This window comes from Sphingomonas sp., from assembly GCF_041661825.1.
In the GTDB taxonomy this organism is placed as follows: domain Bacteria; phylum Pseudomonadota; class Alphaproteobacteria; order Sphingomonadales; family Sphingomonadaceae; genus Sphingomonas.
The window spans coordinates 70,764-97,653 of the sequence record NZ_JBAZTU010000008.1 but is presented as its reverse complement, the minus strand read 5'-3'; the positions used below and the strand labels follow the sequence as shown (position 1 = coordinate 97,653).

The 26,890-nt window shown below is 66.7% G+C and carries 25 protein-coding genes; 11 read left to right on the top strand and 14 right to left on the bottom strand.

The window, feature by feature from the left end; translation table 11 throughout:
* Window positions 1–9: 9 nt before the first annotated feature.
* From WC729_RS28990 to WC729_RS28980, 3 genes are all read right to left on the bottom strand, one after another.
* On the bottom strand, window positions 10–1,515 hold the full coding sequence (locus WC729_RS28990) for a tryptophan halogenase family protein (RefSeq protein WP_372858254.1): 1,506 nt from the start codon (window positions 1,513–1,515) through the stop codon (window positions 10–12).
* Window positions 1,512–3,023: a tryptophan halogenase family protein gene (locus WC729_RS28985; RefSeq protein WP_372858253.1), complete on the bottom strand. Its 1,512-nt coding sequence runs from the start codon at window positions 3,021–3,023 to the stop codon at window positions 1,512–1,514. The genes WC729_RS28990 and WC729_RS28985 overlap by 4 nt, the downstream gene beginning before the upstream one ends.
* 84 nt (window positions 3,024–3,107) lie before the next feature.
* A complete protein-coding gene (locus WC729_RS28980; RefSeq protein ID WP_372858251.1) occupies window positions 3,108–6,179 on the bottom strand; it encodes a TonB-dependent receptor in 3,072 nt (1,023 codons plus the stop codon).
* A 595-nt stretch (window positions 6,180–6,774) separates the two neighbouring features.
* On the opposite strand from WC729_RS28980, the gene WC729_RS28975 reads away from it, so the two are divergent.
* Window positions 6,775–7,722 carry a cupin-like domain-containing protein gene (locus WC729_RS28975; RefSeq protein WP_372858250.1) on the top strand — a complete coding sequence of 316 codons (948 nt, stop codon included), beginning with the start codon at window positions 6,775–6,777 and terminating at the stop codon, window positions 7,720–7,722.
* A 6-nt stretch (window positions 7,723–7,728) separates the two neighbouring features.
* On the opposite strand, the gene WC729_RS28970 is transcribed toward WC729_RS28975, so the two are convergent.
* Together WC729_RS28970 and WC729_RS28965 are read right to left on the bottom strand one after the other, a co-directional pair.
* Entirely contained in the window at window positions 7,729–8,523 is a 795-nt protein-coding gene (locus WC729_RS28970) for a GDSL-type esterase/lipase family protein (RefSeq protein ID WP_372858248.1), read from the bottom strand.
* Window positions 8,520–9,488: an alpha/beta hydrolase gene (locus WC729_RS28965; RefSeq protein ID WP_372858247.1), complete on the bottom strand. Its 969-nt coding sequence runs from the start codon at window positions 9,486–9,488 to the stop codon at window positions 8,520–8,522. The genes WC729_RS28970 and WC729_RS28965 overlap by 4 nt, the downstream gene beginning before the upstream one ends.
* 92 nt (window positions 9,489–9,580) lie before the next feature.
* Between WC729_RS28965 and fucP the strand changes: the two genes are divergently transcribed.
* Genes fucP through WC729_RS28940 form a run of 5 tightly spaced genes read left to right on the top strand, consistent with a single transcriptional unit; the run spans window position 9,581 to window position 13,807 of the window.
* Window positions 9,581–10,951, top strand: coding sequence for an L-fucose:H+ symporter permease (gene fucP, locus WC729_RS28960; protein ID WP_372858246.1), 1,371 nt, complete (start codon window positions 9,581–9,583; stop codon window positions 10,949–10,951).
* Window positions 10,948–11,766 (top strand): amidohydrolase, encoded by an 819-nt coding sequence (locus tag WC729_RS28955; RefSeq protein WP_372858244.1) that lies wholly within the window; start codon window positions 10,948–10,950, stop codon window positions 11,764–11,766. Before fucP ends, WC729_RS28955 begins: the two co-directional genes overlap by 4 nt.
* Window positions 11,763–12,734, top strand: coding sequence for an aldo/keto reductase (locus WC729_RS28950; protein WP_372858243.1), 972 nt, complete (start codon window positions 11,763–11,765; stop codon window positions 12,732–12,734). The genes WC729_RS28955 and WC729_RS28950 overlap by 4 nt, the downstream gene beginning before the upstream one ends.
* The gene (locus WC729_RS28945) at window positions 12,731–13,462 is read left to right on the top strand and encodes an SDR family oxidoreductase (RefSeq protein ID WP_372858241.1); all 732 of its coding nucleotides are present in this window, start codon (window positions 12,731–12,733) and stop codon (window positions 13,460–13,462) included. The genes WC729_RS28950 and WC729_RS28945 overlap by 4 nt, the downstream gene beginning before the upstream one ends.
* Window positions 13,463–13,807, top strand: coding sequence for an L-rhamnose mutarotase (locus WC729_RS28940; protein WP_372858240.1), 345 nt, complete (start codon window positions 13,463–13,465; stop codon window positions 13,805–13,807). It abuts the gene before it with no gap.
* Window positions 13,808–13,815: 8 nt separating this feature from the next.
* Here WC729_RS28940 and WC729_RS28935 read toward each other — a convergent pair whose 3' ends face one another.
* The 9 genes from WC729_RS28935 to WC729_RS28895 form a co-directional block, all read right to left on the bottom strand.
* Window positions 13,816–14,667: a DUF6683 family protein gene (locus tag WC729_RS28935; protein WP_372858239.1), complete on the bottom strand. Its 852-nt coding sequence runs from the start codon at window positions 14,665–14,667 to the stop codon at window positions 13,816–13,818.
* A gap of 124 nt (window positions 14,668–14,791) precedes the next feature.
* Complete coding sequence (locus WC729_RS28930) at window positions 14,792–15,430, bottom strand: hypothetical protein (protein WP_372858237.1); 639 nt, start codon at window positions 15,428–15,430, stop codon at window positions 14,792–14,794.
* 156 nt (window positions 15,431–15,586) lie between these two features.
* A complete protein-coding gene (locus WC729_RS28925; RefSeq protein ID WP_372858236.1) occupies window positions 15,587–15,982 on the bottom strand; it encodes a helix-turn-helix transcriptional regulator in 396 nt (131 codons plus the stop codon).
* Window positions 15,979–16,806 carry a type III secretion system export apparatus subunit SctT gene (gene sctT, locus WC729_RS28920; RefSeq protein WP_372858234.1) on the bottom strand — a complete coding sequence of 276 codons (828 nt, stop codon included), beginning with the start codon at window positions 16,804–16,806 and terminating at the stop codon, window positions 15,979–15,981. Before sctT ends, WC729_RS28925 begins: the two co-directional genes overlap by 4 nt.
* Window positions 16,803–17,069, bottom strand: a complete 267-nt coding sequence (gene sctS, locus WC729_RS28915) for a type III secretion system export apparatus subunit SctS (protein WP_372858233.1) — start codon at window positions 17,067–17,069, stop codon at window positions 16,803–16,805. Before sctS ends, sctT begins: the two co-directional genes overlap by 4 nt.
* A 9-nt stretch (window positions 17,070–17,078) precedes the next feature.
* Entirely contained in the window at window positions 17,079–17,774 is a 696-nt protein-coding gene (gene sctR / locus WC729_RS28910) for a type III secretion system export apparatus subunit SctR (protein ID WP_372858231.1), read from the bottom strand.
* Window positions 17,771–18,727 carry a FliM/FliN family flagellar motor C-terminal domain-containing protein gene (locus WC729_RS28905; protein WP_372858230.1) on the bottom strand — a complete coding sequence of 319 codons (957 nt, stop codon included), beginning with the start codon at window positions 18,725–18,727 and terminating at the stop codon, window positions 17,771–17,773. Before WC729_RS28905 ends, sctR begins: the two co-directional genes overlap by 4 nt.
* The gene (gene fliO, locus WC729_RS28900; RefSeq protein WP_372858229.1) at window positions 18,727–19,050 is read right to left on the bottom strand and encodes a flagellar biosynthetic protein FliO; all 324 of its coding nucleotides are present in this window, start codon (window positions 19,048–19,050) and stop codon (window positions 18,727–18,729) included. The genes WC729_RS28905 and fliO overlap by 1 nt, the downstream gene beginning before the upstream one ends.
* Before the next feature lie 22 nt (window positions 19,051–19,072).
* The gene (locus tag WC729_RS28895) at window positions 19,073–20,233 is read right to left on the bottom strand and encodes a flagellar biosynthesis protein FlhB (RefSeq protein WP_372858227.1); all 1,161 of its coding nucleotides are present in this window, start codon (window positions 20,231–20,233) and stop codon (window positions 19,073–19,075) included.
* A gap of 500 nt (window positions 20,234–20,733) precedes the next feature.
* Here WC729_RS28895 and WC729_RS28890 point away from each other — a divergent pair, with 500 nt between their 5' ends.
* From WC729_RS28890 to WC729_RS28870, 5 genes are read left to right on the top strand one after another with little or no spacing between them, the layout of a single operon-like run.
* Window positions 20,734–21,582 (top strand): lytic transglycosylase domain-containing protein, encoded by an 849-nt coding sequence (locus tag WC729_RS28890; protein WP_372858226.1) that lies wholly within the window; start codon window positions 20,734–20,736, stop codon window positions 21,580–21,582.
* Between the two features lie 2 nt (window positions 21,583–21,584).
* Window positions 21,585–23,549 carry an FHIPEP family type III secretion protein gene (locus WC729_RS28885; RefSeq protein ID WP_372858225.1) on the top strand — a complete coding sequence of 655 codons (1,965 nt, stop codon included), beginning with the start codon at window positions 21,585–21,587 and terminating at the stop codon, window positions 23,547–23,549.
* Entirely contained in the window at window positions 23,546–25,378 is a 1,833-nt protein-coding gene (sctC, locus tag WC729_RS28880) for a type III secretion system outer membrane ring subunit SctC (protein WP_372858224.1), read from the top strand. Before WC729_RS28885 ends, sctC begins: the two co-directional genes overlap by 4 nt.
* Before the next feature lie 20 nt (window positions 25,379–25,398).
* Window positions 25,399–26,583 (top strand): hypothetical protein, encoded by a 1,185-nt coding sequence (locus WC729_RS28875; protein ID WP_372858223.1) that lies wholly within the window; start codon window positions 25,399–25,401, stop codon window positions 26,581–26,583.
* On the top strand, window positions 26,580–26,888 hold the full coding sequence (locus tag WC729_RS28870; protein WP_372858222.1) for a hypothetical protein: 309 nt from the start codon (window positions 26,580–26,582) through the stop codon (window positions 26,886–26,888). Before WC729_RS28875 ends, WC729_RS28870 begins: the two co-directional genes overlap by 4 nt.
* Window positions 26,889–26,890 lie beyond the last annotated feature (2 nt).

Genomic DNA, 26,890 nt, shown 5'->3' with positions numbered 1-26,890 from the left:
TCTCTCTCCTCATCCGGCGCGGCAATGGCGGTCGATGAACTGCGCATGCCCCGGCATGCCCGCCGCCGTGGTCGCGATCACCTTGCGCATGCCGCCCAGCACCGCGCGCGCCTCGTTCAGCGGCACGACCTCGGCCAGCGTGTCATAGCGTTCGGGGCTGATCCCTTGGCCGAGCAACACGGCAAGCCAACTCGCTTCGTGGAACAGGTCCTTGTCGCGCTCGATCAGCCGGCCGCTATGGCGGAACATCTCGATCTTGGCAGCGAGCGTGTCGGGCACGTCCATGGTGCGGCATGCTTGCCAGAAGGGGCCCTCGCGCTCGGTCGCCTGGTAATGCAGCACCAGGAAATCGCGCACTGATTCAAATTCTCGCGCAACCAGGCGATTATACTCCGCCCTGAGTCGCGGATCGAAATCGCGGTCGGGGAACCAGGCGAGCAATTTGGTGATGCCGCTCTGGACGAGGTGAAGGCTGGTCGATTCGAGCGGCTCGAGGAACCCCGAGGCGAGCCCGAGCGTGACGACATTGCGCTCCCAGGCGACCTTGCGCTGCCCGGTGGTGAAGCGCAGCCGCCGCGGATCGCCGGTCGCGGGTGTGTCGAGGCTGGCGAGCAGGATGCGCTCGGCCTCGTCATCGTCCATATGACGGCTGCAATAGACATGGCCGTTGCCGGTGCGATGCTGCAGCGGGATGCGCCATTGCCACCCCGCCGGCCGCGCGGTCGACCGTGTATAGGGCGGCAGCTCGGGCATGCGCGCGCTCGGTACTGCAATCGCCCGGTCGCACGGCAGCCATTGGCTCCAGTCGTCATAGCCGACCCCCAGTGCCCCGCCTATCAGCAGCGCGCGAAAGCCGGTGCAATCGACGAACAGCTCCGCCTCGAGCCGCCGCCCATCCTCGAGCACCAGCGCCTCGACGAACCCGTTCTCCGGCTTCAGCGCCACCTCGGCGATCTTGCCCTCGACCCGCGTCACCCCCCGCGCCTCGGCATAGGCTCGCAGGAACGCAGCATAGAGCCCGGCGTCGAAGTGATAGGCATAGGAGAAGGTCGAGAAGACCGAGCGCGGATCGTCGGGCGGCCGGTCGAAGCGGTTGAGATAGGCCGCCGCCTCAGTCAAAGAATAGGCCGAGAGCGGCGTCGTGTCCCCCTGCGCGCTCGCGCGAAGCCATTGCTGGTGGAACGGCGTCATCCCGAAATCGTCGCCATAGCGCCCGAACGGGTGGAAATAGCGATGTCCCGGCCGCAGCCAGTCAGCGAACTCGATCCCGAGTTTGAATGTCCCCTGCGTCGCCCGGACAAACGCCGCCTCGTCGATGCCGAGGATGCGGTTGAACGCCTGGATCGGCGGGATCGTCGCCTCGCCCACGCCCACGGTGCCGATCTCCTCGGACTCAACCACGGTGATGCGGCATCCAGTCCCGACCAGCGCGGCCGAGAGCGCCGCCGCCGCCATCCAGCCCGCACTGCCCCCGCCCGCGACGACGATCGAGCGAATGGCGTTGCTTTCGGTCATGCGGCCAGCGGCGCCGGGCAGCACCGGGCAAGGAAGGTCGCGTGATCCGGCATCGTCTCCGCCGCCCGCGCGATGGCGCCGCGCCGCTGCGCCATCCCGCCGCGCAGATGCTCGATCGGCAACTGGTCGACGATCGGGTCATAGCGCCGCGGCAGTATCCCATTGCCGAGGAAGATCGAAACCCAGCTCGGCTCCTGATAGGATTCCTCGCTATAAAGCGGCACCCGCCCGCCCGCTTCCCACACCGCGATCTTGCGCGCGAGCGGCTCCGGGATCTCCGCCGCGCGGCACTGCGCCCACATCGCCTCGGGCCGGCGGCTGCGGCAATAATGCAGGATCAGGAAATCGCGGATGCGCTCATACTCGTTCGTGGTGACGCGGTTATACTCGTCGATCAGCACCGGATCGAAGGTCATATCCGGCAGCATCTCCACGAGCCGCGCAAGCCCGGTCTGGATCAGCTGGATGCTCGAGGATTCGAGCGGCTCCATGAACCCCGCGGCAAGCCCGATCGCGACCACGTTGCGGTGCCAGAACTTCTCGCGATGCCCCGTGGTGAAGCGCAGCAGCCGCGGCTCGCCGAGCGGCGCGCCATCGAGATTGTCGAGCAAGGTCGCCACCGCCTCGTCGTCGGAGATAAAGGCGCTGGCATAGACATGCCCGTTGCCGATCCGGTGCTGCAGCGGGATGCGCCACTGCCACCCGGCAGCGCGCGCAGTCGACCGGGTGAAGGGGGTCATCCGCCCGCGCCGTTCACACCCGACCGCGACCGCCCGGTCGCACGGCAGCAGATGCGACCAATCGACATAACCAACCCCGAGTGCGCGCGAGATCAGCAGCCCGACAAAGCCGCTGCAGTCGATAAAGAAGCCCCCGGCGATGACCTCGCCCCCATCCTGCATCGTCAGGCTGGCAACATTGCCGCTTTCCGGATCGAGCTCGACATCGGCAATCCGCCCCTCGCGCCGCCGCACGCCCCGCGCCTCAGCATAGCCGCGCAGATAGCGTGCATAGAGCCCTGCATCGAAATGATAGGCATATTTAAAGAACGCCGCTTCGCCCTTCATCGCCTCGGGCGGGGCGAAGCGGTCGCGCCGCGCCGCGGCATAGGGCATCGACCAATCCTCGATCGGCGCCGTCTCGCCCGCCTCGTGCAGCTTCAGCCAATGGTGATGCGGCGCCACGCCCTGGATGGCATCGCCATAGTCGCCAAAGCCGTGGAAATGGACGTTCCCCGCCTCGCCCCAGTCGCGAAACTCGATACCCAGCTTGAAGGTGCCGTTGGTCCGGGCGACGAAGTCGGGTTCATCGATGCCAAGCAGGCCATTGAACTGCGTGATCAGCGGCACCGTCGCCTCGCCGACGCCGACAGTGCCGATCTCGTCGGATTCGACCAGTATGATCTCGACAAAGGGCGGCGGCATCAGGCGCGCGAGCAACGCGGCCGCCATCCAGCCCGCGGTGCCGCCACCGGCGATCACGATCCTGCGGACGGGCGCCTGAGTCATGGAAACGGTCTACGCAATCAGGAGGGCGAGAATAGCCAAAAAACGCCCCCGGATCGCTCCGGGGGCGCAAGGTTACAGGAGGGGCTAGAAAACGCCACGCACAAGGAATGCGAACCGTCTATCGGTGTCCGTCCAGCTGTACCGCGGCTTGAGATCGGGATCGCCGACATCAAGGAAAGTTCGCGAGTTCAGCAGGTTCGTGCCCTGCACACCAATCTTGAAATGCTTGTCGATCGAATAGAGGATCGACCCGTCGAGCTGGCCGTATTTCTCCGACCAGACCGGGAAGTTGATGTTCGCCGCCGAGGTCGTCAGCAGATATCCCGACCGCCAGTTATAGGCGAGCCGCGCAGAGATGCCGTATTTCTCGTAGATGCCCGCGACGTTGAACGAGTATTTCGACAGGCCCTCGAGCGGCAGATTCGGCCTGACCGCATTGGTCGTCTGGTTCGAATCGAACACATTGACCGCAGTGTTCTTTCCGCCCGTGCTGTCGACATAAGTGAAGTTGCCCTGGAAGCCGAGGCCGCTGAGTGGCCCGGGCAACATGTCGAAGAACTGGGTATAGGCCAGCTCGAAGCCCTTGATCGTACCGTGCGAGCCGTTGGTCTGCTGAGTCACGTCGAACGTGTGTGTCTGCCCGCCGCTCGTATAGGTCTGCGAGGCGACGCCGGCGAAGATATAGTTGCTGATGTCCTTGTAGAAGGCGGCCAGCGTCAGGCTGTTCGATTTCGAGAAATACCATTCAAGGCTGACATCGAACTGGTTCGACCGTGTCGGCTTCAGGTCGGGATTTCCCGCAGTGCCGGTAAAGGCAGTGACACGCCCCCCGACACCGGTACCGTTGGCGATGCCAGTGGCGGAGTCGAAGGCAAAGCCGAGCGTGGTGAAGGGATTGAGCTGCGCGAACGTGGGACGGATGATCGCCTTGGCCGCCGCCAAGCGCAGTTGCAGATTGTCCTGGAGGAAAAAGCGCAGATTCAAACTGGGCAGCACATCGGTGTAGGAGCCGCTATGCGCCTGAGTGAGCCCGCCGATATTGCCACCGGCAAAGGCAAAGGCGCTGGCGAGCAGGTTGCAATCGGCCTGGGTGACCGTCTGCCCCGCCCTCGGCCCCGATGTGATCGGCGTTCCCACCGTGCAGCCGGCCGTGGGTGCCGCCACACGGATCGCCGATCCGGTCGCGCCGGTGTCGGTGTTGACCACACGCACGCCGATATTGCCGTCGAAATGAAGGCCGCCTTCGGATCCGAAGCGAAGCAGGGCGTAACCTGCCTTGGTCTTCTCGCTCTGGTTGTTGATGCCGCCGCTGACATTGTCGGCGCCGGGCGCGGCCTGCGAATAATCGCTGCTGAGCGGGGTCCAGCCCCAGCCGCCCGATTCAGTGCTCTTCAGATAATTATAGGCGTTAGCGGTGCCGTTGCTGACGAGCGCATTGCTCGGGAACCAGAAACTACTGCCGATGGCAGGCACCCCGCCGCGGAAGAAGTTGTTGTAGGTGAACAGCTCCGACTGCGCCGGAAGCCCGGGATTCTGCGGCCCGCCGGCATAGCCCGTCTGGTTGAGATAGACCGGGTTGCCGGTCGCGCCCCAATATTGCTCGCTGAGCAGGGCCCAGTTGTAACCGGTCTGCCGGGTGATCGCGGTACGATCGGTCCCGCGCGCGCCCAGCCGGAACGACTTCAGGAACGGGTTGTCGATGAAGCTGTATTCCACATCGGCGCGCCCGGCCCATTCATGCGCCTCATTGTCCTCGATATGGTCCATCGCCGCGGCCCACCAGTAGCTGCTCTGGTTGGTCCAGGTGCCGAAGCTGGCGCCTGGCCCGGCGGTGGGCGTGACCGTCATCGAGGGGTCGTCGCCGCGGAAATCGAACTTGAAGGTGCCGAGCGTGTTGGTCTGGGTGAAGGCGGTCATGCTTACCACCTGGGCCGTCGACTTCACATATTGGACATCGGCACTGAACGCCCAATGCTCATCGGGTGTCCAGCGCAGGTTGAGCGAATAATCCTGCGTCTTCTTGTGCTGCGACCCGAACCGCGTATCGGGGTTAATCTGCCGGTTGGTGATCGTACCCGAAGTGAGCTCTCGATTGGGGCCGAAGGTGAAAGTCGTGTTGTCCGCGCCCGGCGCGCTATAATCGCCTACAGCATGCTCGATGTCGTGCGGATCCGCCTGGCCGACCAGTGCCTCGCCGGTCAGCAGCAGCGTATCGCTCGGTTTCCACTGCACCGATCCGACAAAGGCCGTCCGCTTCTGCTCCCAGTCGATCTGGCGGAAGCCCATACCGTTCGGGATATAGACGTTCGTTCCGGCGGCCACGCCGTCCTGCGCCGTGGTCAGAGTGGCCCGATCATATCGGCCAGCCGAGATGCTGTCGGTGCGGTTGCCGACATTGCCGATGCTGTACGACAGCAGCACGCCGATCTCGCCGAGCGGCGTCGACCAGCGATTGCTGGCCAGGATGTTGCCCGACCAGAAGCCCTTCTTGCGCAGATCGGCATAATTGTAATCGCCCGACGCGGCGATGACGAGGCCGGTGGAATCGAACGGCTTGCGCGTGCGCAGATTGACGATGCCGCCGATGCCGCCTTCGACCAGTTCGGCCGACGGGTTCTTGTAGACGTCGACGCCGGCGAGCAGGTCGGACGAAACGTCCTCGAAGCTCAACCCGCGGCCATTGTTGGCCGAGAAGACGTCGCGGCCGTTGAGTTCGGAGCGCACCCAGGAAAGGCCGCGGATGAATACGCCACCGCCTTCGGACGACAGGCGGGCCGGGTCGCGATTCTCGTTGGTGCGCTGAAGCGTGATGCCGGCGATGCGCTGCAACGCCTCGGATACGGAGCGATCCGGCAAGGCGCCGATATCCTGCGCCGTGATGGAGTCGACGATCTGTTCGGCATTCTGCTTGCGCGCCTGCGCGGTCTGCAACGACGCGCGGATGCCGGTGACGACGATATCGCCCTTGGTATCGGTCGAGAGCGCCGATTCCTGTTCGGACGCCTGCGTGTCGGGGGCCTGGCCCGCGCCGCCGCCCGCGCCGGTCTGGCCGGCGGCATCCGCCACAGCGGTCTGCGCCAAAGCCGGCACCGGCAGCATCATCGCCGCAATCACCAGCGAGGACGCCCCGAGATGCCGGCGCCGGATGGCAGCCATCGACCGCGCCGGCCCAAAAGCGATTTTCTCGAATACCATCAAAAGGGTCCCCTCCCCGTCAAGTCGGCGCCGTTCGCGACGCCCGTCATGCATTGGTCTCATCGGCTGGATCGCTGCGATCGACGCACCGCCTTCAGCCGGAACCCGTCCGGCGCATCTGGCAGCAGCAATTCGATTGAGCCTTCGATCCTCCCAAATATGCGGCGCTTGAGCGCTCGTTCTGTCCTCATTGTCTAGCACTGGTAAAAACGATTTTCAAGCATGAGACGTACGTTGTCATATTGCACCGCAACACGAGTTGGCCGCTGCAACGCAGCGATGCTGATGCCGGAAAACAAGCAAGGACACCGGTGTCTATCGTCGGACCGCTGCGTCCAACCCTTCGATATGCTCGCGCCTGCAACATGATCGACAATGCGATTATTTTTACATGTGCGTATCTTTTTTACGAAATCGTGCACTTTTCTGGCCGAACGCAACGTGAAGGCGCTATGATCGCGCATCACGGGACTCGGGGCGACCCCCGGAGCAGGGGAGCAGGATCATCAGGGCAATCCGCGACGTCGGCCCGGTCGACCGGGCCCTGTTTCAATCAGTGATCGCCGACGCGCGACCCGTCGTCCTGCGCGGGCTGGTCGCCGACTGGCCAGCCGTCGCCGAAGGGCGGCGCGGCGCAGCAGAGCTCGCTCGCTATCTCTCGGCGATGGACAGCGGCAGGACGGCGGGATGCGTGGTCGGGGCGCCCGCGATCGGCGCCCGCTTCTTCTACCGCGACGACATGACCGGGTTCAATTTCGGGCGCCACGACGCCCGAGTGACCGATATCGTCGGTCAGTTGCTTCACCAGGCGGCCACCGCGGAACCGCTCGCCATCGCGATGCAGTCGGCGCCGACCGATGAGGTGCTCCCTGCCTTTGCCGACGCCAATCCGATGCCGCTTCTGCCCGACGTGCGCCCGAGGATCTGGATCGGCAACGCCATCCAGGTCGCGACCCATTATGATTCCAACGACAATATCGCCTGCGTCGTCGGCGGGCGCCGGCGCTTCACGCTGTTCCCGCCCGATCAGATCGCCAACCTCTATGTCGGCCCGCTCGAGATGACGCCGGCGGGCGCGCCGGTCAGCATGGTCGATGTCGAGGCGCCCGATCTCGATCGCTATCCGCGTTTTGCCCAGGCGCTTGAGGCAGCGGAGACGGCGGAGCTCGCACCCGGCGATGCGATCTACATCCCTTATTTCTGGTGGCACGCGGTGCGCTCGCTCGATCCGCTGAGCGTGCTGATCAATTACTGGTGGAATGACATCCGCGAAGCGACGTCACCGTTGAACACGCTGCTCCACGGGATCCTCGCGATGAGCGATCTGCCCGAGGGCCGCCGCGCGATCTGGAAAGGCATGTTCGATCATCTCGTCTTCCACGCGAACGGCGATCCCGCCGGCCATCTGCCCGAGCATGTGCGCGGCGTGTTCGGCACGCTCACCCCGGAGCAGCGCCGCGACCTGACCAGCCACCTCGCCCGCTCGCTGGCGGGGAAGCCGTGACGCCGTTCAGCGGCGCTTGCGGGCAAGGGTGCGATCGATCGCCGCCTGCGCGATCGGCACCATGCGGGCATAGCCGTTCGCCAGCGGATGAAGGCCATCGCGCGTCAACTCGCGCTGCAGCAACCCCCGCTCGTCGGTCATTGCGGCATGATAATCGGCGAACCCATAGCCGCGCGTCCGGCAGAACGCCTTCAGCCAGGCGTTGAGCGCGCGGATCATGGCCGGATCGCGCTCCTTCAGCATGTCGCGCGCATTGTCCGTATAGTTGTTCACCGGCATGACCGATCCGAACACGACCGCGATGCCGTGCCGGTCGGCGAGGTCGGCCATCGCCTCGTAATTGGCCTCGATCTGCTGCTCGGTTTCCCGCTGCAGCACGCCGTTCAGGTCGTTGACCCCGGCGAGGATTACCACCGCCGACGGATGCAGCCCGATCACGTCCTGATGGAAGCGCAACAGCATCTGCGCGGTGACCTGGCTTCCGATACCGCGATTCACATAGGGCTTGCCGGGAAAGGCCTTGGACAGGTCCCAAAGATCCGTGATCGAATCCCCGAGGAACACCACACGATGCTCGCCCGACCGGGGCGGCGGCAGCGCCCGGTTCGCCGTGGCATAGAGATAGCGCTCGCCGAAATCCTGCATCAGGCTCGGCACGAGCTTCGCGCGAAACGGGCCGAGCCAGGGGCCCCAGTCCTTCTCCACAACCATCCGCCGTTGGGGCGAGCTTTGATAATGGTCCTGCGCCGACACCGGCGCCGCGATCGCCAGCGCGGCTACCAGCCAGGCCAGCGCCTTCATGCCGGGAACACGCCCTTGCGCGTCGCATAGGTAGCAAGAAGCCGCGGCCAGCTCATCACGGGCAAGCTCTGGGGCACGCGCACGCCGAAGCCATGCCCGCCTTCATCGAACACATGCAGCTCCGCCGGCCGCCCTACGGCGAGCAAGGCTGAATACAGTGCCAGGCTGTTCTGGACCGGGACCAGCCCATCGTCCGATGCATGGACGAGGAAGGTGAGCGGCGTCTGCGCGTCGACCCGCATCTCGATCGAATGGCGCTCCCGCTCGGCGACCGATGCGCCCTCGCCCAGCAGATCGTCACGCGATTCGATATGCGTGAAGGGAGCGGCCATCGACAGCACCGGATAGATCAGCGCGGCAAGATCGGGGCGCGCCGGCAGCCGGTCGGCCTCATCCACTGGTTTGTAGAGCGGTTCGGCATGCCGCGTTGCGAGCGACCCGGCGAGGTGTCCGCCCGCGGAGAATCCCAGCACCGCAACCCGTGCGGGATCGATCCCGAAGCGTTGCGACCCGGCGCGAATGATCCGCATTGCGCGCTGGGCATCCTGGAGCGGCACCTCGCTGCGGCCATTCCACCCCTCGACTGGCAGGCGGTAGCGCAGGATGAAGGCCGTCACGCCGCGCTCGTTGAGCCAGCGCGCCTGCGAGGTGCCCTCATTGTCATAGGCAAGGAAGCGGTAGCTCCCGCCCGGCACGACCAGCACTGCCGCGCCATTGGGCCGGGCCGGTCGGCACACCACCAGCACCGGGCGGTCGACTCCAGTCAGCCAGCGATCGGGATGCGCCGGATCCTTGGACTGGTCGTCATTCTTCGGCCGGATCACGGTGCCGCGATCGCCCGGAATCACGCCGGGCCACAAAGGTACTGTCTCCTCCCTGGCAAAGGGCTGGCCCACGGCGGCGCCCGGCAGCAGCGCGAGTGTCGCTCCGCCTTGCAGCACGGCGCGGCGGGATATTTCGGCCATCCCCATCTCTCCCTTCGCCGCGCCTGGATGCGCGATCAGCGTCGCATTTGATAGGGCAGGCGCGCTGTGCTCCGCAATGTATTTAATCACTGGTGAAAACGAGTTTCACATTTCACAATGACGGCACGATCGGCTATCACGACTCAAAGCCCGCCGCCGCGACCGGCGAGCGGGCATGGGGAGGAACGAGCATGCCCTTGTCAGGCGCCACCATCGACGGAACGGCCGCGCCGATCACCGCCCCCTCGGACCCCGCCGATACCACCAGCCGCCGCGCACTGATCCTGGTGATCGGGCTGTTCTTCCTCTGGGGCGTTGCGAACAACCTCAATGACATTCTCATCGCGCATTTCCGCCATGTCTTCTCGCTCGGCGACTTCCAGTCGGGGCTGGTGCAGTCGGCCTTTTACCTCGGCTATTTCTGCTTCGCGATCCCGGCCGCCCTGTTCATGCAGCGCTTCGGCTATAAGGCGGCGGTGATCTTCGGTCTCGGCCTGTTCGGGCTGGGGGCGCTACTGTTCTGGCCGGCCTCGACCGCGCTCAGCTATAGTTTTTTCCTGCTCGCTTTGTTCGTGATCGCAAGCGGTCTTGCCTTTCTCGAGACTGCGGCGAACCCGATGGTGGCGGAGCTTGGACCGCCAGAGAGCGCCGAACGGCGGCTGACTTTCGCCCAGGCGTTCAACCCGCTCGGCTCGATCACTGGGGTGACGCTCGGCGCGTTGCTGATCCTGCCCGCCGGCGACAGCGCTCAATCCGCCATCGCGGACGCCCAGGCGGTGCGGCTGCCTTATATGCTTATCGCCGCAGTCGTGCTCGGCTGGGCGGCTTTGCTGGCGATCACCCGTTTCCCGGCAAGGGCGCTGCGCCCGCGCGAGACGGCGCCCGGCAGCCTTGCCGGCTATCGCGCCCTGCTCGGCCGGCCGCACTATCTCTTCGGGGTGGCCGCACAATTCTTCTATGTCGGCGCGCAGGTCGGGGTGTGGAGTTACCTGATCCGCTATGTTGACGCGGCCCTGCCCGGCTTCGGCCAGCGCAATGCCGCGTGGTTGCTGACCGCGTCGCTCGCCCTGTTCATGCTAGGCCGTTTCGTCAGCAGCGCGCTGCTTGCACGGATCAGCGGAGCGCGGCTGATGCTCGGCTTCGCGGCGATCAATGCCCTGCTCTGCCTGCTCGCGACCATGATCGGCGGGCCTGTCGGCGTCGCCGCGTTGGTCGCCACCAGCTTCTTCATGTCGGTCATGTATCCCACGATCTTCGTGCTGGCGCTGCGCGATCTGGGACCGCTGACCAAGCCCGGCGCATCGCTGGTGGTGATGGCGATCATCGGCGGCGCGGTGATCACGGCGCTGATGGGCGTCGCTTCGGACCAGGCCGGCACGATCCGCGCCGCGATGGCGGTGCCGGCGCTGTGCTTCGCCGTGGTGGCGCTGTTCGCGCGGAGCCATCTGGGCGACCGGGTTTGATCGACGCGCACGTTCATATCTGGCGCCTCGGCCGCAACGACTGCACCTGGCCGACCGCCGACCTCGCTGCGATCCACCGAGATCACGAACTGGTGGAGATCGAGCAGCTGGCGGTGCCGCTCGGCATCACTGCGGCAATCCTGGTCCAGAGCCAGGAGAGCGACCGCGATACCGACTGGCTGGTGGATCAGGTGGCTGCCTCGCCGTTCGTCGCGGGCGTCGTCGGCTGGGCCGATCTTGCCTCGACTGACATCGAAGCCGGGCTCGACGCGCTGATCGCGGCGGGGCCGCTGGTCGGGGTTCGGGCGATGGTGCAGGATTTGCCTGCCGACGCCGTCGACGACCCGGCGATGGATCCCGGGCTGACGGCACTGGCCGACCGGGACCTGACCTTGGACGCCCTGATCCGGCCGCGCCACCTCGCCGCACTCGTCCGCCTCGCGGAGCGCCATCCGCGCCTGCGCATCGTCATCGATCACGCCGCCAAGCCCGAAATCGGGGCCGGCGCCTACGACCGCTGGCATGAGGCGATCGCGCCGCTGGCACGGCATCCCCTGATCGCCTGCAAGCTTTCCGGGCTGCTGACCGAGACGGCGCCTGAGCAGCCGCCCGAGGCCGTGCTGGACTATATCCGCGCGGTCCATGCGCTGTTCGGCAGCGACCGGCTGATCTGGGGCAGCGACTGGCCGGTGCTCAACCTGCGCGGCGACTATGCCGGCTGGCTGGCGCTCGCCCGGGACGCGATCCCTGTCCATGATCACGATGCCGTGTTCGGCCGCAGCGCGCGCGCCTTCTATCCCCGGATGCGGGCATGAGCATCGCCCTCCCCCGCCTCGGCATGGGCACTGCCGCGATCGGCAATCTCTATCGCGCCGTCTCCGATGAGGAGGCGCAGGCGACCGTCACTGCAGCGCTCGATGCCGGCATCGGCTATTTCGACACCGCGCCGCATTACGGCTTCGGCCTGGCCGAGCGCCGGCTGGGAGCGGCGCTCGCCGGGCATGAGGCGATCGTCTCGACCAAGGTCGGGCGTCTGCTCGAGCCGACCACCTTACGCGGCACGCGGCACGGCTTCGTCGATGCCGATCCGTTCGAGCCAGTGTTCGACTATAGTGCCGATGGCATCCGGCGATCGCATGAGGCGAGCCTGAAACGCCTGCGCCGCGACCGGATCGAGATTTTGCTCGCGCATGACCTCGGCGCGGTGACTCACGGCGACCGGCACGAGCACCACCGACGCGCCTTTCTCGACAGCGGCTACGCCGCGATGCGCACATTGCGCGATGCCGGCGCGGTCGATGCGATCGGCATCGGCGTCAACGAAGTCGCGATCTGCCTCGACCTGCTGCCGCGCATCGAGCTGGACGTGATCCTGCTCGCCGGCCGCTATTCGCTGCTCGATCGCGGTGCCGAGGCGCTGTTCGAGCTCTGCGCCGAACGCGGTGTCCGGGTCATCATCGGCGGCCCGTACAATAGCGGCATTCTGGCGCAGGACGATCTCGATGACATCGGGGCGTTGCACTATGATTATGCCCCGCCTTCGCCCGATATTCTGGGGCGCGCACGACGGCTGTCCGCAGCCTGCGCGGCGCACGGCGTGCCGCTTCCCGCCGCCGCGTTGCAATTCCCGCTTCGCCATCCACAGGTAGCGACGGTGATCCCGGGTATTGTCGGCGTCCCCCAATTGCGTGACACGCTGGCACGGCTGGCCACGCCGATCCCCGAGGCGCTGTGGACGGCGCTCGACCGGACAGACACTCCCCTTCGACAAGAGGCGTCATGACTCAGCGACTAGCCGGAAAGACCGCCCTCATCACCGCCGCCGGACAGGGCATCGGGCGCGCCTCGGCGCTGTTGTTCGCCGCGGAAGGCGCGACCGTGATCGCGACCGATCGCGACCCCGCCACCCTGGCCGGGCTGGACGGTATCGATTGCCGCGCGCTCGACGTGACCGATCCCGGCGCGATCCTGGCGCTTCGTGAAACGATCGGGCCGGTCGACATCCTCTTCAACGTCGCCGGCGTGGTGCAGGGCGGCACCATCCTCGACTGCGACGAAGCCGCCTGGGCCTTTTCGATCGATCTCAACATGACCGCGATGTACCGCACCATCCGTGCCTTCCTGCCGGACATGCTCGACAAGGGCGGCGGCGCGATCGTCAACATGTCGTCGATCGCCAGCTCGGTGAAGGGCATCCCCGATCGCTTCGCGTACGGCGCGACCAAGGCCGGCGTGATCGGCCTGACCAAGGCGGTCGCCGCCGATTTCGTCGGCCGGGGCATCCGCTGCAACGCGATCTGCCCCGGCACGGTCGACACGCCCTCGCTCCAGCAGCGGCTGCGCGACACCGGCGATTATGAAGCAGCGCACCGCGCGTTCATCGGGCGCCAGCCGATGGGCCGGCTCGGCCGCGCCGAGGAGATTGCCGCGCTGGCGCTCTACCTCGCCAGCGACGAGGCGAGCTTCACCACCGGTGCGGTGCATGTCATCGACGGCGGCTGGATCAACTAGATGCGCCACATCCTGCTGATCGACCTTGTCGACGAGGCGGCAGCGATCGCGCGGTACGAGGCATGGCACGCCGCGGGCGCCGTGCCGCCGGCGATCGGCGACAGCATCAGGCGCGCGGGCATCACCGCCATGGAGATCTACCGCACCGGCAATCGCCTGGTCATGGTGATGGAGACCAGCGCGGATTTCGACCCCGCCGGGAAGGCAGCGGCGGATGCCGCCGATGCAGCCGTCCAGGCCTGGGAAGCGCAGATGGACCAGGTCCAGCGCCCCCTGCCCTGGGCGCGCGACGGCGCCAAATGGACGCTCGCCACGCGCATCTTCTCCCTGGCGGAGCAGCGCTGAAGCCGGCTTCAGCCGTTCCTCTTACCCATTGCCCGCAGCACCAGCCATCCGCCAATGCCCGCGCCGCCGGCAGCGGCGAGCAGACCATAGGGAGGCGATCCGGCACTGCCCGGCGCGGTGCCGGTAAGCGCCCTGGGCGTGCCGTCCCCGGCGGGCTCGGCCGCCCCGCGCTGCGCCGGCACGAAGCCCTGATCGGTCAGCTCCATCGTCGACAGGTCGAGCCCCATGCCCTGCGCGCCTTGGGCGACCGCGGCACCCACGGCATCGAGCCGCCGCCGATCGCCCTTTGCCTGCTCGACCGCGGTGTCGATCAGCGCTGCCTGGACCAGCAGCGATTCGGCCAGCTCCTGCTTCGCCGCATCGCCCGATCCAGCGAATTCGGGCGATGCGGTGAGCGCGCGCGCCGCCTGCACCCGCACGGCGTCCTTCACCACCGGGCCCGGCGTGTCGTTGCGCCCACGCGTCGCCTGCCACGCGTTGATCCACCAGATGGTATAGGCATCGGCGACATTATCGACATGCAGGTCATAGGGCGCGATCGCCCGCGCGACCTTCTCGATGAAATCGCCCGACGCGAACAGAGTTGCGAGATCCTTCGCCCCGGCTGGGTCGGCCTTGCGGGTCTTCTCGACGAAGCGCGCCAGGTTCGCTGTGCGGCGCGCCTTGGAGGGACTGTAGCGCAGCGCGGCCGGGTTCGGCGCGACCGCGTCACCCATGTCGCGCGGCTCGATCCGCGGGCGCGCCACGCGGCCCGGCGGAGGACGGCGCACCTGCTCGCGCAGCACGATGCCGAGCTGGTCGGTCCCCGCCACCGAGGGAATGATCGTCCCCCACGCCATGTCCTGAGCCGTCGCCGCCATCGGCGATAAGACAGCGATACCAAGGACCAGAGCAAGTGCGCGTTTCATCGGACCCTCCTTTACACAAACACGGAAAGGGAGGGCGGGTGATACCCCGCCCTCCCCCGACTAAAAACCGCGAAGCTTATTGCTTGCGCGACATACCGCTGAGACCTTCGCCGATCGTCTTGATGACGGTGCTGCTGGCATTCATCAGATAGGAGAATTCCTGGCCGGCGACCTGCAGGTCGGTCGATGCCTTGACCGACTTGTTGCTGCCCTGCTTGTCGAGCGCCTGCGCCATCTTGTCCATGTCCTGGACCTTCTTGTCGAGCGCCTGGGCCATCGCATCGGCGATCGCCTGCAGCCAGCTGCCGCTGCCCTTGCTGCCACGCGACTTGCGCGCTTCGGCCATGTCCTTGCCGCTCTTGAAGGCATCCGCCAGCTGCGTGTACATGTCGCGCGAGTCCTGCTGGGCCGAGCGCTGCAGCTCGCCCTGCTGGGCCGGCGACAGGCCGAACTGCTGCGCCAGATCCTGCACTGCCTCGGCGATCGTCGCCGGGCCGCCGGTCGTGCCGGTCGCCGCCGAGAAGGCGTTCTGCGCCATGTTGATCACGCCCTGCGGCAGGCCCAGCTGCTGGCCTAGCTGACCGATCACTTCCTTGGCGATCGCCGTGCCGATCGTGCGCACCGCCAGCGAGGCCCAGCCCGCCGGGCCCATGGCCAGCTGCGCGAGGCTGACCGGATTGATTAGCGAACCTGCGATACCGCTCAAGAAGCTCATGACCGTTCCTTCCAGAATGTCGCGCTCCTGCGGGGAGCTGGCCGGTTGCGGCTGTCCGCCGCGACGGGGAGAAAATTGCCCCGGATCGCGGCCTCGCGCGCTCGACGATTCGTTTAGGTGGCCTAAACGATTCGCTTAGTTTTTCCGCAGTTTCCGTCATTCGAGCGGCATGAACAGCAGGCCCGCGAGGCTGTTGAGCTCGCGGACCCCGTCCAGTTCCAGCTTGCGGATCGCGTTGTTCATATGGGTGCGGACCGTGTTCTCGGTCATGTTGAGCAGGGTCGCGATATCGCCATTGGCGCGCCCCCAGCCGAGGAAGCGCAGCACCGCGGACTCGTTGCGGGTCAAGGTCTGCAGCCCGGCGATATGGAGCAGCGGTACCCGCGCGCCGGTGACGCTGAACTCGCCGATCACGATGTCGCGGGCATGCGCCTCGCGCTTCGCTTCCGCCTCGCGCAGCCGCTCGACCAGCCGGGCCAGTTCCTCGGCATCGGTGACGCCGTCTCCGGCCAGCGCCGGCGTCGGCCGCGCATGGGGCTGCAAGGCGTTCATTGCGGCTGCGCCACGCGCTGGAGCACGCCGTCCGCGATCCGCTCGCGCGTGCCGAGATCGGCGAGCACGGCCTGAGCGAGCAGCGGCAGGGTCAGGATCAGGACGAAGGTCGCCGCCGCCGCCTTGATCGGCATCGACAGGGCGAAGACGTTGAACTGCTGCGCGAAGCGGTTGAGAAAACCCAGTCCCGCGTCGATCACGTACAGCACGGTGAGCACCGGCGCCGCGAACAGGAAGGCGAGCGCGAACAGCCGCCCGAACTCGCCTTCGAAATATTGCACCGCGCGCATGTCGAGCAGCAGCCCGCCCGGCCCGAGCGGCCACAGCACATAACTGCCCATCACCGTGCCGACGAGCAGCGTCAGCCCGCCGGCGGTGACGAACACGACTTCGGCGAAGCGGCCGAGCAATATGCCGGTCAGCGAAGTGGTGGTGCCGCTCAGCGGATCGACCAGCTGGCCGATCGTCGCGCCCACCTTGGTATCGATGATCTCCCCGGCCGCGGCGAGCGCCCATAATATCGTGCCGAAGAACAGCCCGATGATGCCCCCGGCAGCGGCTTCCTTCAGCAGCATCTTCGCCCAGTCCATCGCACTCAGGCTGGCCGGCGCGAAATGCGGCTGGAGCGCGAGCGCGACGAGGCCGAAGGTGACGATGATGCTGTTGCGCACCGTCGTCGGCATCACCTCGCGCGAGAAGACGGGCACGAACACGAACGCGAAGGCGAAGCGCGTCGACGCGATGCCCACGGTCAGCAACTGGTCGAGCCACGGTATCGCCGCGAACAGCGGCACGCCGATGCTATGGGGCGCTGCCTCGATCACCGCCCGACGCCCGCCAGCCCGGAGAAGATCCCGTCGGCATAGCTGAACAGGGTGCCCGCCATCAGGCTGGCGGTGACGAAGATGCTGACCACGATGGCGAAGAACTTCAGCGTATATTGTAGCGTCTGTTCCTGCAGCTGAGTCGCCGCCTGGACGATCGCGACGAGCAGCCCGACCACCGACGCAGCGATGATCGGCGGCGCCGACAGCAACAGCACCAGCCACAGCGCCTGGGTGGTCAGCGTGACGACATCGTCGCTCATGCCCGGCGCTCAGGCATAGGACAGCACCAGCCCGTGGCTGAGTTTCACCCATCCATCGACCAGCACGAACAGCAGGATCTTGAACGGCAGCGATATCGTCACCGGCGACAGCATCATCATGCCCATCGCCAGCAGGATGTTCGATATCACCATGTCGATCACCAGGAACGGCAGGAAGATCAGGAAGCCGATCTGGAAGGCGATCTTCAGCTCCTTCACGACAAAGGCCGGGATCACGATCACGAAGTCGCTGTCCTTCAACGCCTGGACCTTGGCCGGATCGCCGATGCGCTGCTGCGTGCGCAGGAAGAAGGCCCGCTCGCGCGGGTCGCTGTGCTTGACCAGGAATTCGCGCAGCGGCTCCTTGGCGCGGTCGGCGGTGGCGAAGATGTCGCCGGTGCTCTCGATCGGGTTGTCCGCTTGTTGCGGCTCGCCCGGCATGGTCGGCGCGGCGGGCCGCTCGATCGCCGCGGCCTCCTGCATCTTCTGCAGGGTCGGATACATCACGAACACCGACAGGATCAGGGCGAGGCCATTGAGCACGATATTGGGCGGCACCTGCTGCAGCCCGAGCGCGTTGCGGACCAGGCTGAGCACCACCGCGATCTTGGTGAAGCTGGTCACCATCACGGCGAAGAAGGGGGCGAGCGCGATCAGGACGACCGTGATCAGCGCCGAGCCGGGCGTGAAGTCCGACAGGTTCACGCCTGCGCTTCCGCTGCCTCGGGGTCGATCTCGATCGGCTCGGCGATGCCGTCGTCGATCGGCGCGCGCTCCTCGATCAGCACCGCGAACCGGTCGCCGAGCTGGATCAGCTCGCCCCGGGCAAGCGGACGCCCAGCGACGAGCAGCTCGACCGGCATGCCCTCAGTCAGCGGGCCGAGCGGCAGCGCCATGCCCGGCCTGAGCGCGGCCAGGCTCGCGGCGCTGGTCATGCGGTCGGGCAGGCGCAAGGTGAGCGGCACCGCGAAGTCGCGCGGCGCGGCGGATGAGTCAGCGGCCATCGGGCCTCCCTGGGGGTGCGGGGTGAAGCTTCCGGACGAAAGATCGCATTGTCCGGCGAGCACGGGGCCGGCATCGGCCTCGAGCGTCGCGCCGGGGCGCGGGGCGAGCAGCACGAGATCGCCCGGCGCGAGATCGCCCGCCTCGGCAATGGCAAGCCGGGGCCCCTCGACCAGCAGCCGCACGACCATCGGCAAGGTCGCGGTCACCGGATCGAGTGCCCGGGCGCGTTCCTCCCAGCCGGCGCGCCCGGTATGGTCGAGCGGAACCGCGATCAGGCCTGCGGCCCCGCCATCGCGGAACGAGACGATGACGGCATTGCCCACCCGCTCCTCGTCGAGCGCCTCGGGCTCTAGCATCAGCTCGAGCGCCTGCTCCAGCCGCGTCAGCACTGGATCCGCCCGGTCGAGCAAGGCCACCGCATCGCCCGTCCGCGCCGGATCGAGCAGCGCGGCGCGGCCGTCGCAGCGCAGGAATCGGAAGCGCACGCCATCGGCGCAACCGAACCACGCTGCAGCCGGCTGGGCGTTGCACAGGATCGCGGTGTCGAACCCGGCATCGCCGATCACCGCGCAGAGCGCGGCGCCCAGCGCGGCGTGCGCAGGATCAAGCCGCGGCAGATCGGTCAGGCCGTCGAGCGCCAGCGCCGTCGCCATCAGTTGAGGGTCCCCGGCAGCGGCCGGCCGGGCGGCGGCACGGTGCCGTCGGGCCAGCGCGCGAGCAGAGTGATCGAGGCAGTCGTCACGCCGACCAGCATCGTCTCGCCCCGCGCCTCGATCAGCACCACGCGCTCGCGCTGGCCAAGCGGCATCGAGCGCAGGAAACGGATCGGCGGCTCACCCTCGCCATTCGATGCGACGCCGAGTTGGCGATCCTGCAGCTTCTTCAGCAGCCAGATCGCGCCCCAGGCCATACCCAGCACGATGGCCAGCGCGACCACGACCGCGACGATCGACGACAAGACGGCTCCGATACCCATGGTCCTCCCGATTCTTCCTGTTTCACTCGGCCGCGGCGAGCGCGGGGCGACGCACCGCCCCATCCATGTCCTGCCACATCGGCGCCTCGCCGCTCCGCGCCTTGCTCGCCCACAGGATGACCGCGGCGATCGCGTCGAACATGTCCTCGGGCACGATCTCGCCGATCTCGCCCCGCGCCCACAGGCTGCGCGCGGTACGCACGTTACGGATGATCGGCACGCCCGCGCTCTCGGCCTCGGCGCGCATCGCCGCGGCGAGCGGACCCGCCCCCTTGGCGGCGATCACGGGGACCGGGCAGCTCTCCAGATCGTAGTCGAGCGCGATCGAGATATGCGTCGGATTGACCAGCAACGCCGCAGACCCGCGCGTCGCGCCGATCGCATTCTGGTTGGCCCATTCCTGGTGCATCTCGCGCCGCATCGATTTGACCTGCGGGTCGCCCTCATCCTCCCGGTGCTCCTGCTTGATGTCGCGCCGGCTCATCTTCATCTTCTTGATGAAGCTCGCCTTGGCGTAGAGCCGGTCGGCGACCGCGACGAACAGGAAGACGCAGACCACCATCGCGAACATCTGCAGGGTCAGCGACCAGGTCTGGCTGAGCGATGCCATCGCCGCCGCGGGGCCGCTCGAATCGATCGGCGAGCTTCCGGCGAGCGCGATCAATTGGGTCGAGCTCGACAGGGCGTTCCGCAGCACGATCCAGGCGATCAGGCAGATCAGCGCGACCTTGACCAGGGTCTTGGCCAGCTCGAACAATCCGTCCTTGCCGAACATGCGTTTCAGGCCCTCGATCGGGTTCATCTTCTCGAGCCCGAATTTCAGCTTTTCGGTGGTCAGGATCGGCCCGACCTGGAGAAACTCGGCAAAAGTCGCGATCAGCGCGACCGGCACCAAGGTGACGAACGAAATGCGCACCAGCGTGGAGACCGCATCCCAGCCGGCCGCGGAGGCGGCCTGGTCGAACGGCACGGTCGTCGCGCCGGCGATGATGTCAGTGGCGAGACGGGCAAGCTCCCCGCCGACATAACCTGAGGCGGCAAGGAACAAGACCAGCCAGGCAAGCGTCAGCAGCCCGGCGCCGAGATCCCTGGACTTGGCGACATCGCCCTTCTTGCGCGCATCGCGCAACCGCTTGGGCGTCGGCAGTTCACTTTTGTCGGCACCATCATTTTTCTGGGCCATGCGAGTGCCTGCCTCCCAAGACAATGGAACGTCCGGCGCAACATTGCGCCGGACCATTCCCATTCGTCAGCCGAGCAGGCCTAAAGTCACGCAGCTCGTGGGGCAAAACCGCGTTGCCTTACGTTCAGCAATATTATGCTACAGGTCAATGATTCGAATCGAGGATTTTACAGTTACTCCGGCCTTATGTACTGGGCGTATAGAGTGATACGGCGGTGAATCGTGCAAGTAATACGTCGAACTGAAAATCAACACTTACCGTTTCGATGCCGTTACGTCGAAAAAGTTCCATCGCTATGCATCAACTCGCCGCACAACTGGCGCGATTCGTCGTACTTGATGCAAATCAAACAAAATGTTTCCAGGTGACTTGAAAATGAAAGATTTAGCTCGCAGGCTATTGATCGCGCCGGGAAACTGAGCAGGCTCCCGGCAACAGTGGGGCATCGTACTGAAACCCATGGGCCGTTCGCGGTCGATGGCCGGGAGAACGATGCGACATGGCAAACCTCGTCCGCTGGCCGCGCGATGCCGGCCTTTTGCTCATTGCCGGCGCGGCATGCGTCACTCAGCCAGCAGCCGCCAAGGATCGCGCGCCGCCACCCCCGCCCTGCCCGCTCGGCGAGACATTGCGCATCGCCGGCGCCGGCTCGCTCACCGGCATTCAGACGCTGTCACAATGCGCCAACATCGTCATCGCGCCCGCATCGCCCGCCGACTATGAAGCGCCCGCCAATCGGACGATAACGCCCGAGGCACCGACGGTGCACCACACTGCGGCCGGGACGATGACGGTTGCCGACCGCGACAACGACAAACCTTCGCCTATCCGTATCGCGGCGATCGCGCCGAAGAAGCAGGAGCCGGTCGAGCTCGCGGCGCTGGCCGGGCCGATCGATGCCGAACGGATCCTCGGCATGCAGCCGACATCCTACACCACCCCCTATGACGCCGTGATCGGCCGGGTGGCGGCACGCCACCGGATCGATCCGCTGCTGCTCCACGCCGTCATCACCCAGGAATCGCGCTACCGGGTCAACGCGACCAGTTCGGCCGGCGCGCGCGGGCTGATGCAGCTGATGCCGGGCACCGCGCGCATGCTCAACGTGCCGGGCGGGTCGATCGCCAATGCCGAGGCCAATGTCGACGGCGGCGCGCGGTTGCTCCGGCACCTCTATGGCCGGTTCAACGATTTCTCGCTGACTCTGGCTGCCTATAATGCCGGCGAAGGCGCGGTGCGCAAATATGGCAACCAGGTCCCGCCCTATGCCGAGACGCAGAATTACGTCCGCCAGGTGACCGCCAATTACCAGCGGCTGGTCGCCGAGCAGGCCGTAGCGGGGCGCTGATCGTGGCGCGGACGCTTCCTTTCCCGCGCCTTCGGGCGCTGCCGATCCGCGCAGCCGATGTCCTGCTGGTCGGGGTCGTCGTCGCGGTCGTCATGCTGATGATCGTGCCGATGCCGCCGCTGGCGCTCGATGTGCTGATCGCGACCAACATGACGATCGGCATCCTGTTGCTGCTGAGCGCGATGTACGTCGTGAAGCCGCTCGATTTCTCGACCTTCCCGACGGTGCTGCTGCTGTCGACGCTGTTCCGGCTGGCGATCAGCATCTCGACAACGCGCATGATCCTGACCGAGATGGATGGCGGCGCGATCATCCAGCAATTCGGCGAGATGGTCGCTGGCGGCAATCTGGTCGTCGGGCTGGTGGTGTTCCTGATCATCACCATCGTCCAGTTCATCGTCATCTCGAAGGGCGCCGAGCGCGTCGCCGAAGTGGCGGCGCGGTTCAGCCTGGATGCGATGCCCGGCAAGCAGCTGTCGATCGACAGCGACCTGCGATCGGGCATCCTGAGCAAGGACGAAGCGCGCGAGAAGCGCCGCACGCTGGAGATGGAGAGCAAGCTCCATGGCAGCCTCGACGGTGCAATGAAGTTCGTGAAGGGCGATGCGATCGCCTCGATCATCATCGTGCTGGTCAACCTGATCGGCGGCCTGGCGATCGGCATGCTCTATCACGGCATGTCGGCCAGCGCGGCGGCGACCACCTTTTCGATCCTGACGATCGGCGACGGGCTGGTGGCGCAGGTGCCCGCCCTGTTCTCGGCGATGGCGGCGGGCCTGCTCGTTACCCGCACCACCGATGAGGATCGCGACCGCGATCTCGGCCCCGCCATCTCGCGCCAACTGCTGGGCAAGCCGCATGTCCTGCTGATCGCGGGCGGGCTGACCCTGTTGCTTGGGCTGATCCCCGGCTTCCCGACCCTCGTCTTCTTCGCGCTTGCCGCGGCATTGCTCAGCGGCGGTGCTCTGGCGCACCCAACCTCGGGCCGCATGATCCGCGAACGACTCGGCTTCGCGGTCGCCGACAATGGCGTGCCGGCCGGCGAGACGACGATCGTGGCCCAGGCAATGCCGCGGCTCGACGCGCTGCGCCTCACCGTCGGCGTGCCCGCCGAACAGCCCGAATTCGCCGCCCTGGCGAGCCGGGTCCGGACCGGCATCGCTGCGCTTCAGGAACGCAGCGGCGTCGCCATCCCAGACCTGCGCATCGTTGCCGACACAGCGGGCACCGTCCCTGGCAATGGCTGGGCGCTCTCGGCACATGACGCGCCGCTCGGCGGCGGCGTCGAGGCGAGCGAGCTTGCCATGCGCGTCGGCCTGCATGTCGAGCGGCTGCTCGAACGCAATCTCGTGCTGTTCCTCGGGCTGCAGGAGATCACCGACCAGCTCAACCGCCTCGGCGAAAGCCATCCCGAAGTGGTCAAGGAAGCCGTGCGCGCGGTGCCGACCGGCCGCATCGGCGAAGTGCTGCGCCTGCTCGCGGAGGAGAAGGTGCCGTTGCGCAACTTCCGCGACGCGATCGAAGCGATCGGCGATGTCGGCCAGTATGAGCGCGAAGCGGTTCCGATGGCGGAGCGGGTGCGCATCGCGATGCGCCGCCATCTGATCGCACCGATCTGCGATGCGGGCCGGCTGCGCGTGCTGATCGTCGGCAACACTCTCGAAGAGATCATCCGCCACACGCTGACCCCCGTCGACGGCCAGATGCGCCTTGCGATCAACCCGCACCAGATGCGCGCGCTCAACACGCTGCTGGCCGAACAGGTCGCGGCGAGCGGCGCCCGAGCGATCCTCACCGCGCAGGACCTGCGCCGTCCGCTCCGCCTGCTCATCGCCGGCGACCTGTTCGACGTGCCGGTGATTTCCTTCAACGAGCTCAACCCCGCCGTCCCGCTGGACATCGTCGGCGAGCTCAATTCCGCCCCCGAGAGCCTGGCGAGCCAGGCGCAACGCGAGTTTGCCGAATGACGCGAGGTTCGTTGCATCCCCTGTTGTTCCTGGCCTGCGCGATCGCTGCGCCGGCCATGGCGCCGGCCGAGGCGCCGCCGTTCACCGACAAGACGGTCACCGTCACCGCGCGCAACCAGCGCGTCGACGCCGCGATCGCCGATCTGTTCGGCCAGGCGGGGCTGAAGGTGAAGACGAGTTCAGCGATCAACGGCAAGATCAACGGCGTGTTCGTCGGCACGCCCAAGTCGATCTGGACTCAATTCGCCCGCGCCTTCAACCTGGTCGCTTATTATGACGGCGCCGTCGTCCGGGTGTACACCGGGGCCGAGATCCAGTCGCGCAGCTTCGCCGCCGCGGACCCCGCGGGCATCGTGCAGGATGCGCAGAAGATGCGCATCATCGACAGCGCCAACACCGTCGCCGCGTCGGCCAACGCCGTGAGCGCGACCGGCGTGCCCGCCTTCCTCGACCGTATCTCGCAGCTTGCCGGCAGCACCCGTGCCAACCCGGCGATCGTCCAGGCATCGACCACGCCGTCCAACGCAGCGATCATCTCGCCCCTGCTCGGCCCGGCGGCGATGGAAATGGTGAGCAGCGTGCCGGTCCGATCCCGCCTGCTCAGCTCGGCGACGTCGCGATCGCCCTATGAAGTGCGCATCTTCTACATGCGCTACGCCCGCGCCGACGACACGATCCAGAAGAGCTTCGACCGTACCGTGGTGATCCCGGGCGTTGCCTCGATCCTGCGCGGCATGATGGGCGATGGCCGGCCGTCCAACACCGTATCGACCAGTGGCAATTTCGACCTAGAGCGCCAGTCGATGCCCCGGCTCGGCGGGCGCGGGCTGAACGCCGTGCCGCCCGACGAGGCACAGCGCAGCTTCGACCAGCAGGGCACGCCGGGGCTCGACACCACCGTGGTACGCGAGGCCGCGCCGCGTGACATCAACGGCCCGCGCGTCGAGGTCGATCCGACCAACAATGCCGTGCTGATCCGCGATCGCCCCGAGGCCATGTCGGTCTATGAGGACATTGTGAAGGCGCTCGATGTCGAGCCGCGCGGGGTCGAGATCGAGGCGACGATTCTCGAGCTCGACACGAGCAAGCTCAAAGACCTGGGCATCGATTTCGGCTTCCGCGACGGTGGCTTCGCGGCCTTGTTCGGCGGCACCCAGTCCAATCCGACCAGCAATTTCTCGGGGGCGAACCTCGCGGCAACCTATCTCACCGGCTCGCTCAACGGATTCTCGCTGCGCATCACCGCGCTCGAGAAGAATGGCGTGCTCCATGTCGTGTCGCGCCCGCGGTTGAGCACGCTCAACAACATCCCCGCGGTGTTCAACAACCAGGTGCAATATTATGTGCGCGTCGCCGGGGACCGCCAGGTCGACCTGTTCCCGGTGACCGCCGGCATGGTGATGCGGGTCAACCCCTCGGTGCTGTTCGACGGCGGCGAGCTGCGCACACGGCTCGCGATCGAAATCCTCGACGGATCGCCCACCGGGCTGATCGTCGACGGCATTCCTGCGGTCAAGCAATCGAGCATCAACACCAGCGCGGTGGTCCGCCAGGGCGAGAGCCTGCTGATCGGCGGCATGACCGTCGAGACTCAATATGACTACAAGTCGAAGGTCCCCGGCGTCGGCGACATCCCGATCCTCGGCCAGGCGTTCCGCAAGCGCAGCAAGGGCGCGCAGCATGTCGAGCGAATCTTCCTGATCACCCCGCGCATCCTGTCGCAAAATTCGGCGGCGGGGCTCCAGCCGGCCTCCGCCACCACGCCGATCCCGCTCGAAACACTCCAGGCGCTCGCCGATGCCGGCAAGTCCGGGAAGCGCAAGCGGTGAATGCCCCCTTCGCCCCCGCCATGGCCGGCGGCGCCGTGCTGCGCGTGTTGAGCGGCCGGCTGAAGGGTGCCGAGCATCGGTTGCACGGCGGCAAGTTCGTCCGGGTCGGGCATGGCTTCGATCACGATATCGTGCTGCGCGATCCCTCGACTCGCGGCCTGTCGATCGAGCTTCATCTCGGCGACGACGTCGCGACGGTGCGAGTGGTCGCGGGCGAGGCGCAGCTGTTCGGCCGCCCGGTCGGCCCTGGGGAGGAAACCGCACTACCCGCCTTCATCCCGATGATGCTCGGCGGGTTCGCCGTCGCGGTGGGCGAACCGACCTCGGAGCGCTGGGAAGAGACTCAGCGCCTCTCCTCGATGCTCGCCGTCCCGGGCGAAGCCTGCAACGAGCGCGCCGCGCTGAGCGAGCGTGTCGCAACCCGCTTCTACCCGATGCGCGACGCGCTGTCGCTCGACCGGCGCTGGCCGATCTACACCCTGCTCGCGGCGATGCTGTTGCTGGTCGTCGCGCTGACCGGCCCGGCGACGCGCTGGATCGGCCAGCAGCTGCACAGCAGCGCCAGCGACCGCGCCGTCCTTGCCGCCGCCGGGTTCGGCGACCTGGCACTGACCGAGGGATCGTCCGGCACGGTGATCCACGGCATCGTCAAGGACGATACCGAACTCGCCCGGCTGCGCCTGCTCGTCTCGGATCGGATCGGATCGGCGATCGTCGATGTCGATACGATGCAGGCGCTCGCTGCCTCGGCCACCGACTTGCTCCGCGCCCAGGGGGTCGACGGCGAGGCCAAGCCGCGGCGCGGTCATAGCCTGCTCGTCACCGCCGAGTTCCTGCCTGCCGACCGCCAGAAGGAACTCGAAGGGTTGATCAAGCGCGACGTGCCGGGCGTGACTCAGGTCGCCTTCGCCCCCGATGCCGGCCGCGGCGACCGCGACCTGCAATATTTCTTCTCGGGCTCCGAATACGGCCTCGCGACCTTTGTCGACGGCAACCCCGGTTACATCACCACGGTCGACGGCACGCGCTGGTTCGCCGGCGCGCTGGTGCCGACCGGGCACAAGATCATCACCATCGGCAATGGCCGCGTCAGCTTCGAGCGCGACGGCCAGGTCGAAGAACTCATCCTGGGTCCGGAAACGCCGCCGGCCCGGACCGAGACCAACGCAACCGGCGTCCGATCCAATGAAGGAGCGCAGTCATGACCAACCCGATCAACAGTGCCTCGCTCGGCACGCTCGCCGCGATGGGCGGCATGGGCGACAACGACATCCGCGACGGCAAGAGCAACTGGTTCGAGGCCTTTGCCAATGCCTGGGGCAAGGCGTTGGACACCCAGGCCGATGTCATCACCGCTCAGTCCGACGTGGTCTCGCAAGGCGGCGACAAACCGTCCGACATCACGCAGCTGACCGCAGAATCGATGCGCATGAGTTTCATGGCGAACAGCTCGCACAGCTCGATCGACAGCGTGTCCAAGGCGCTCGAAACCATGGCACGAAAGAACTGACC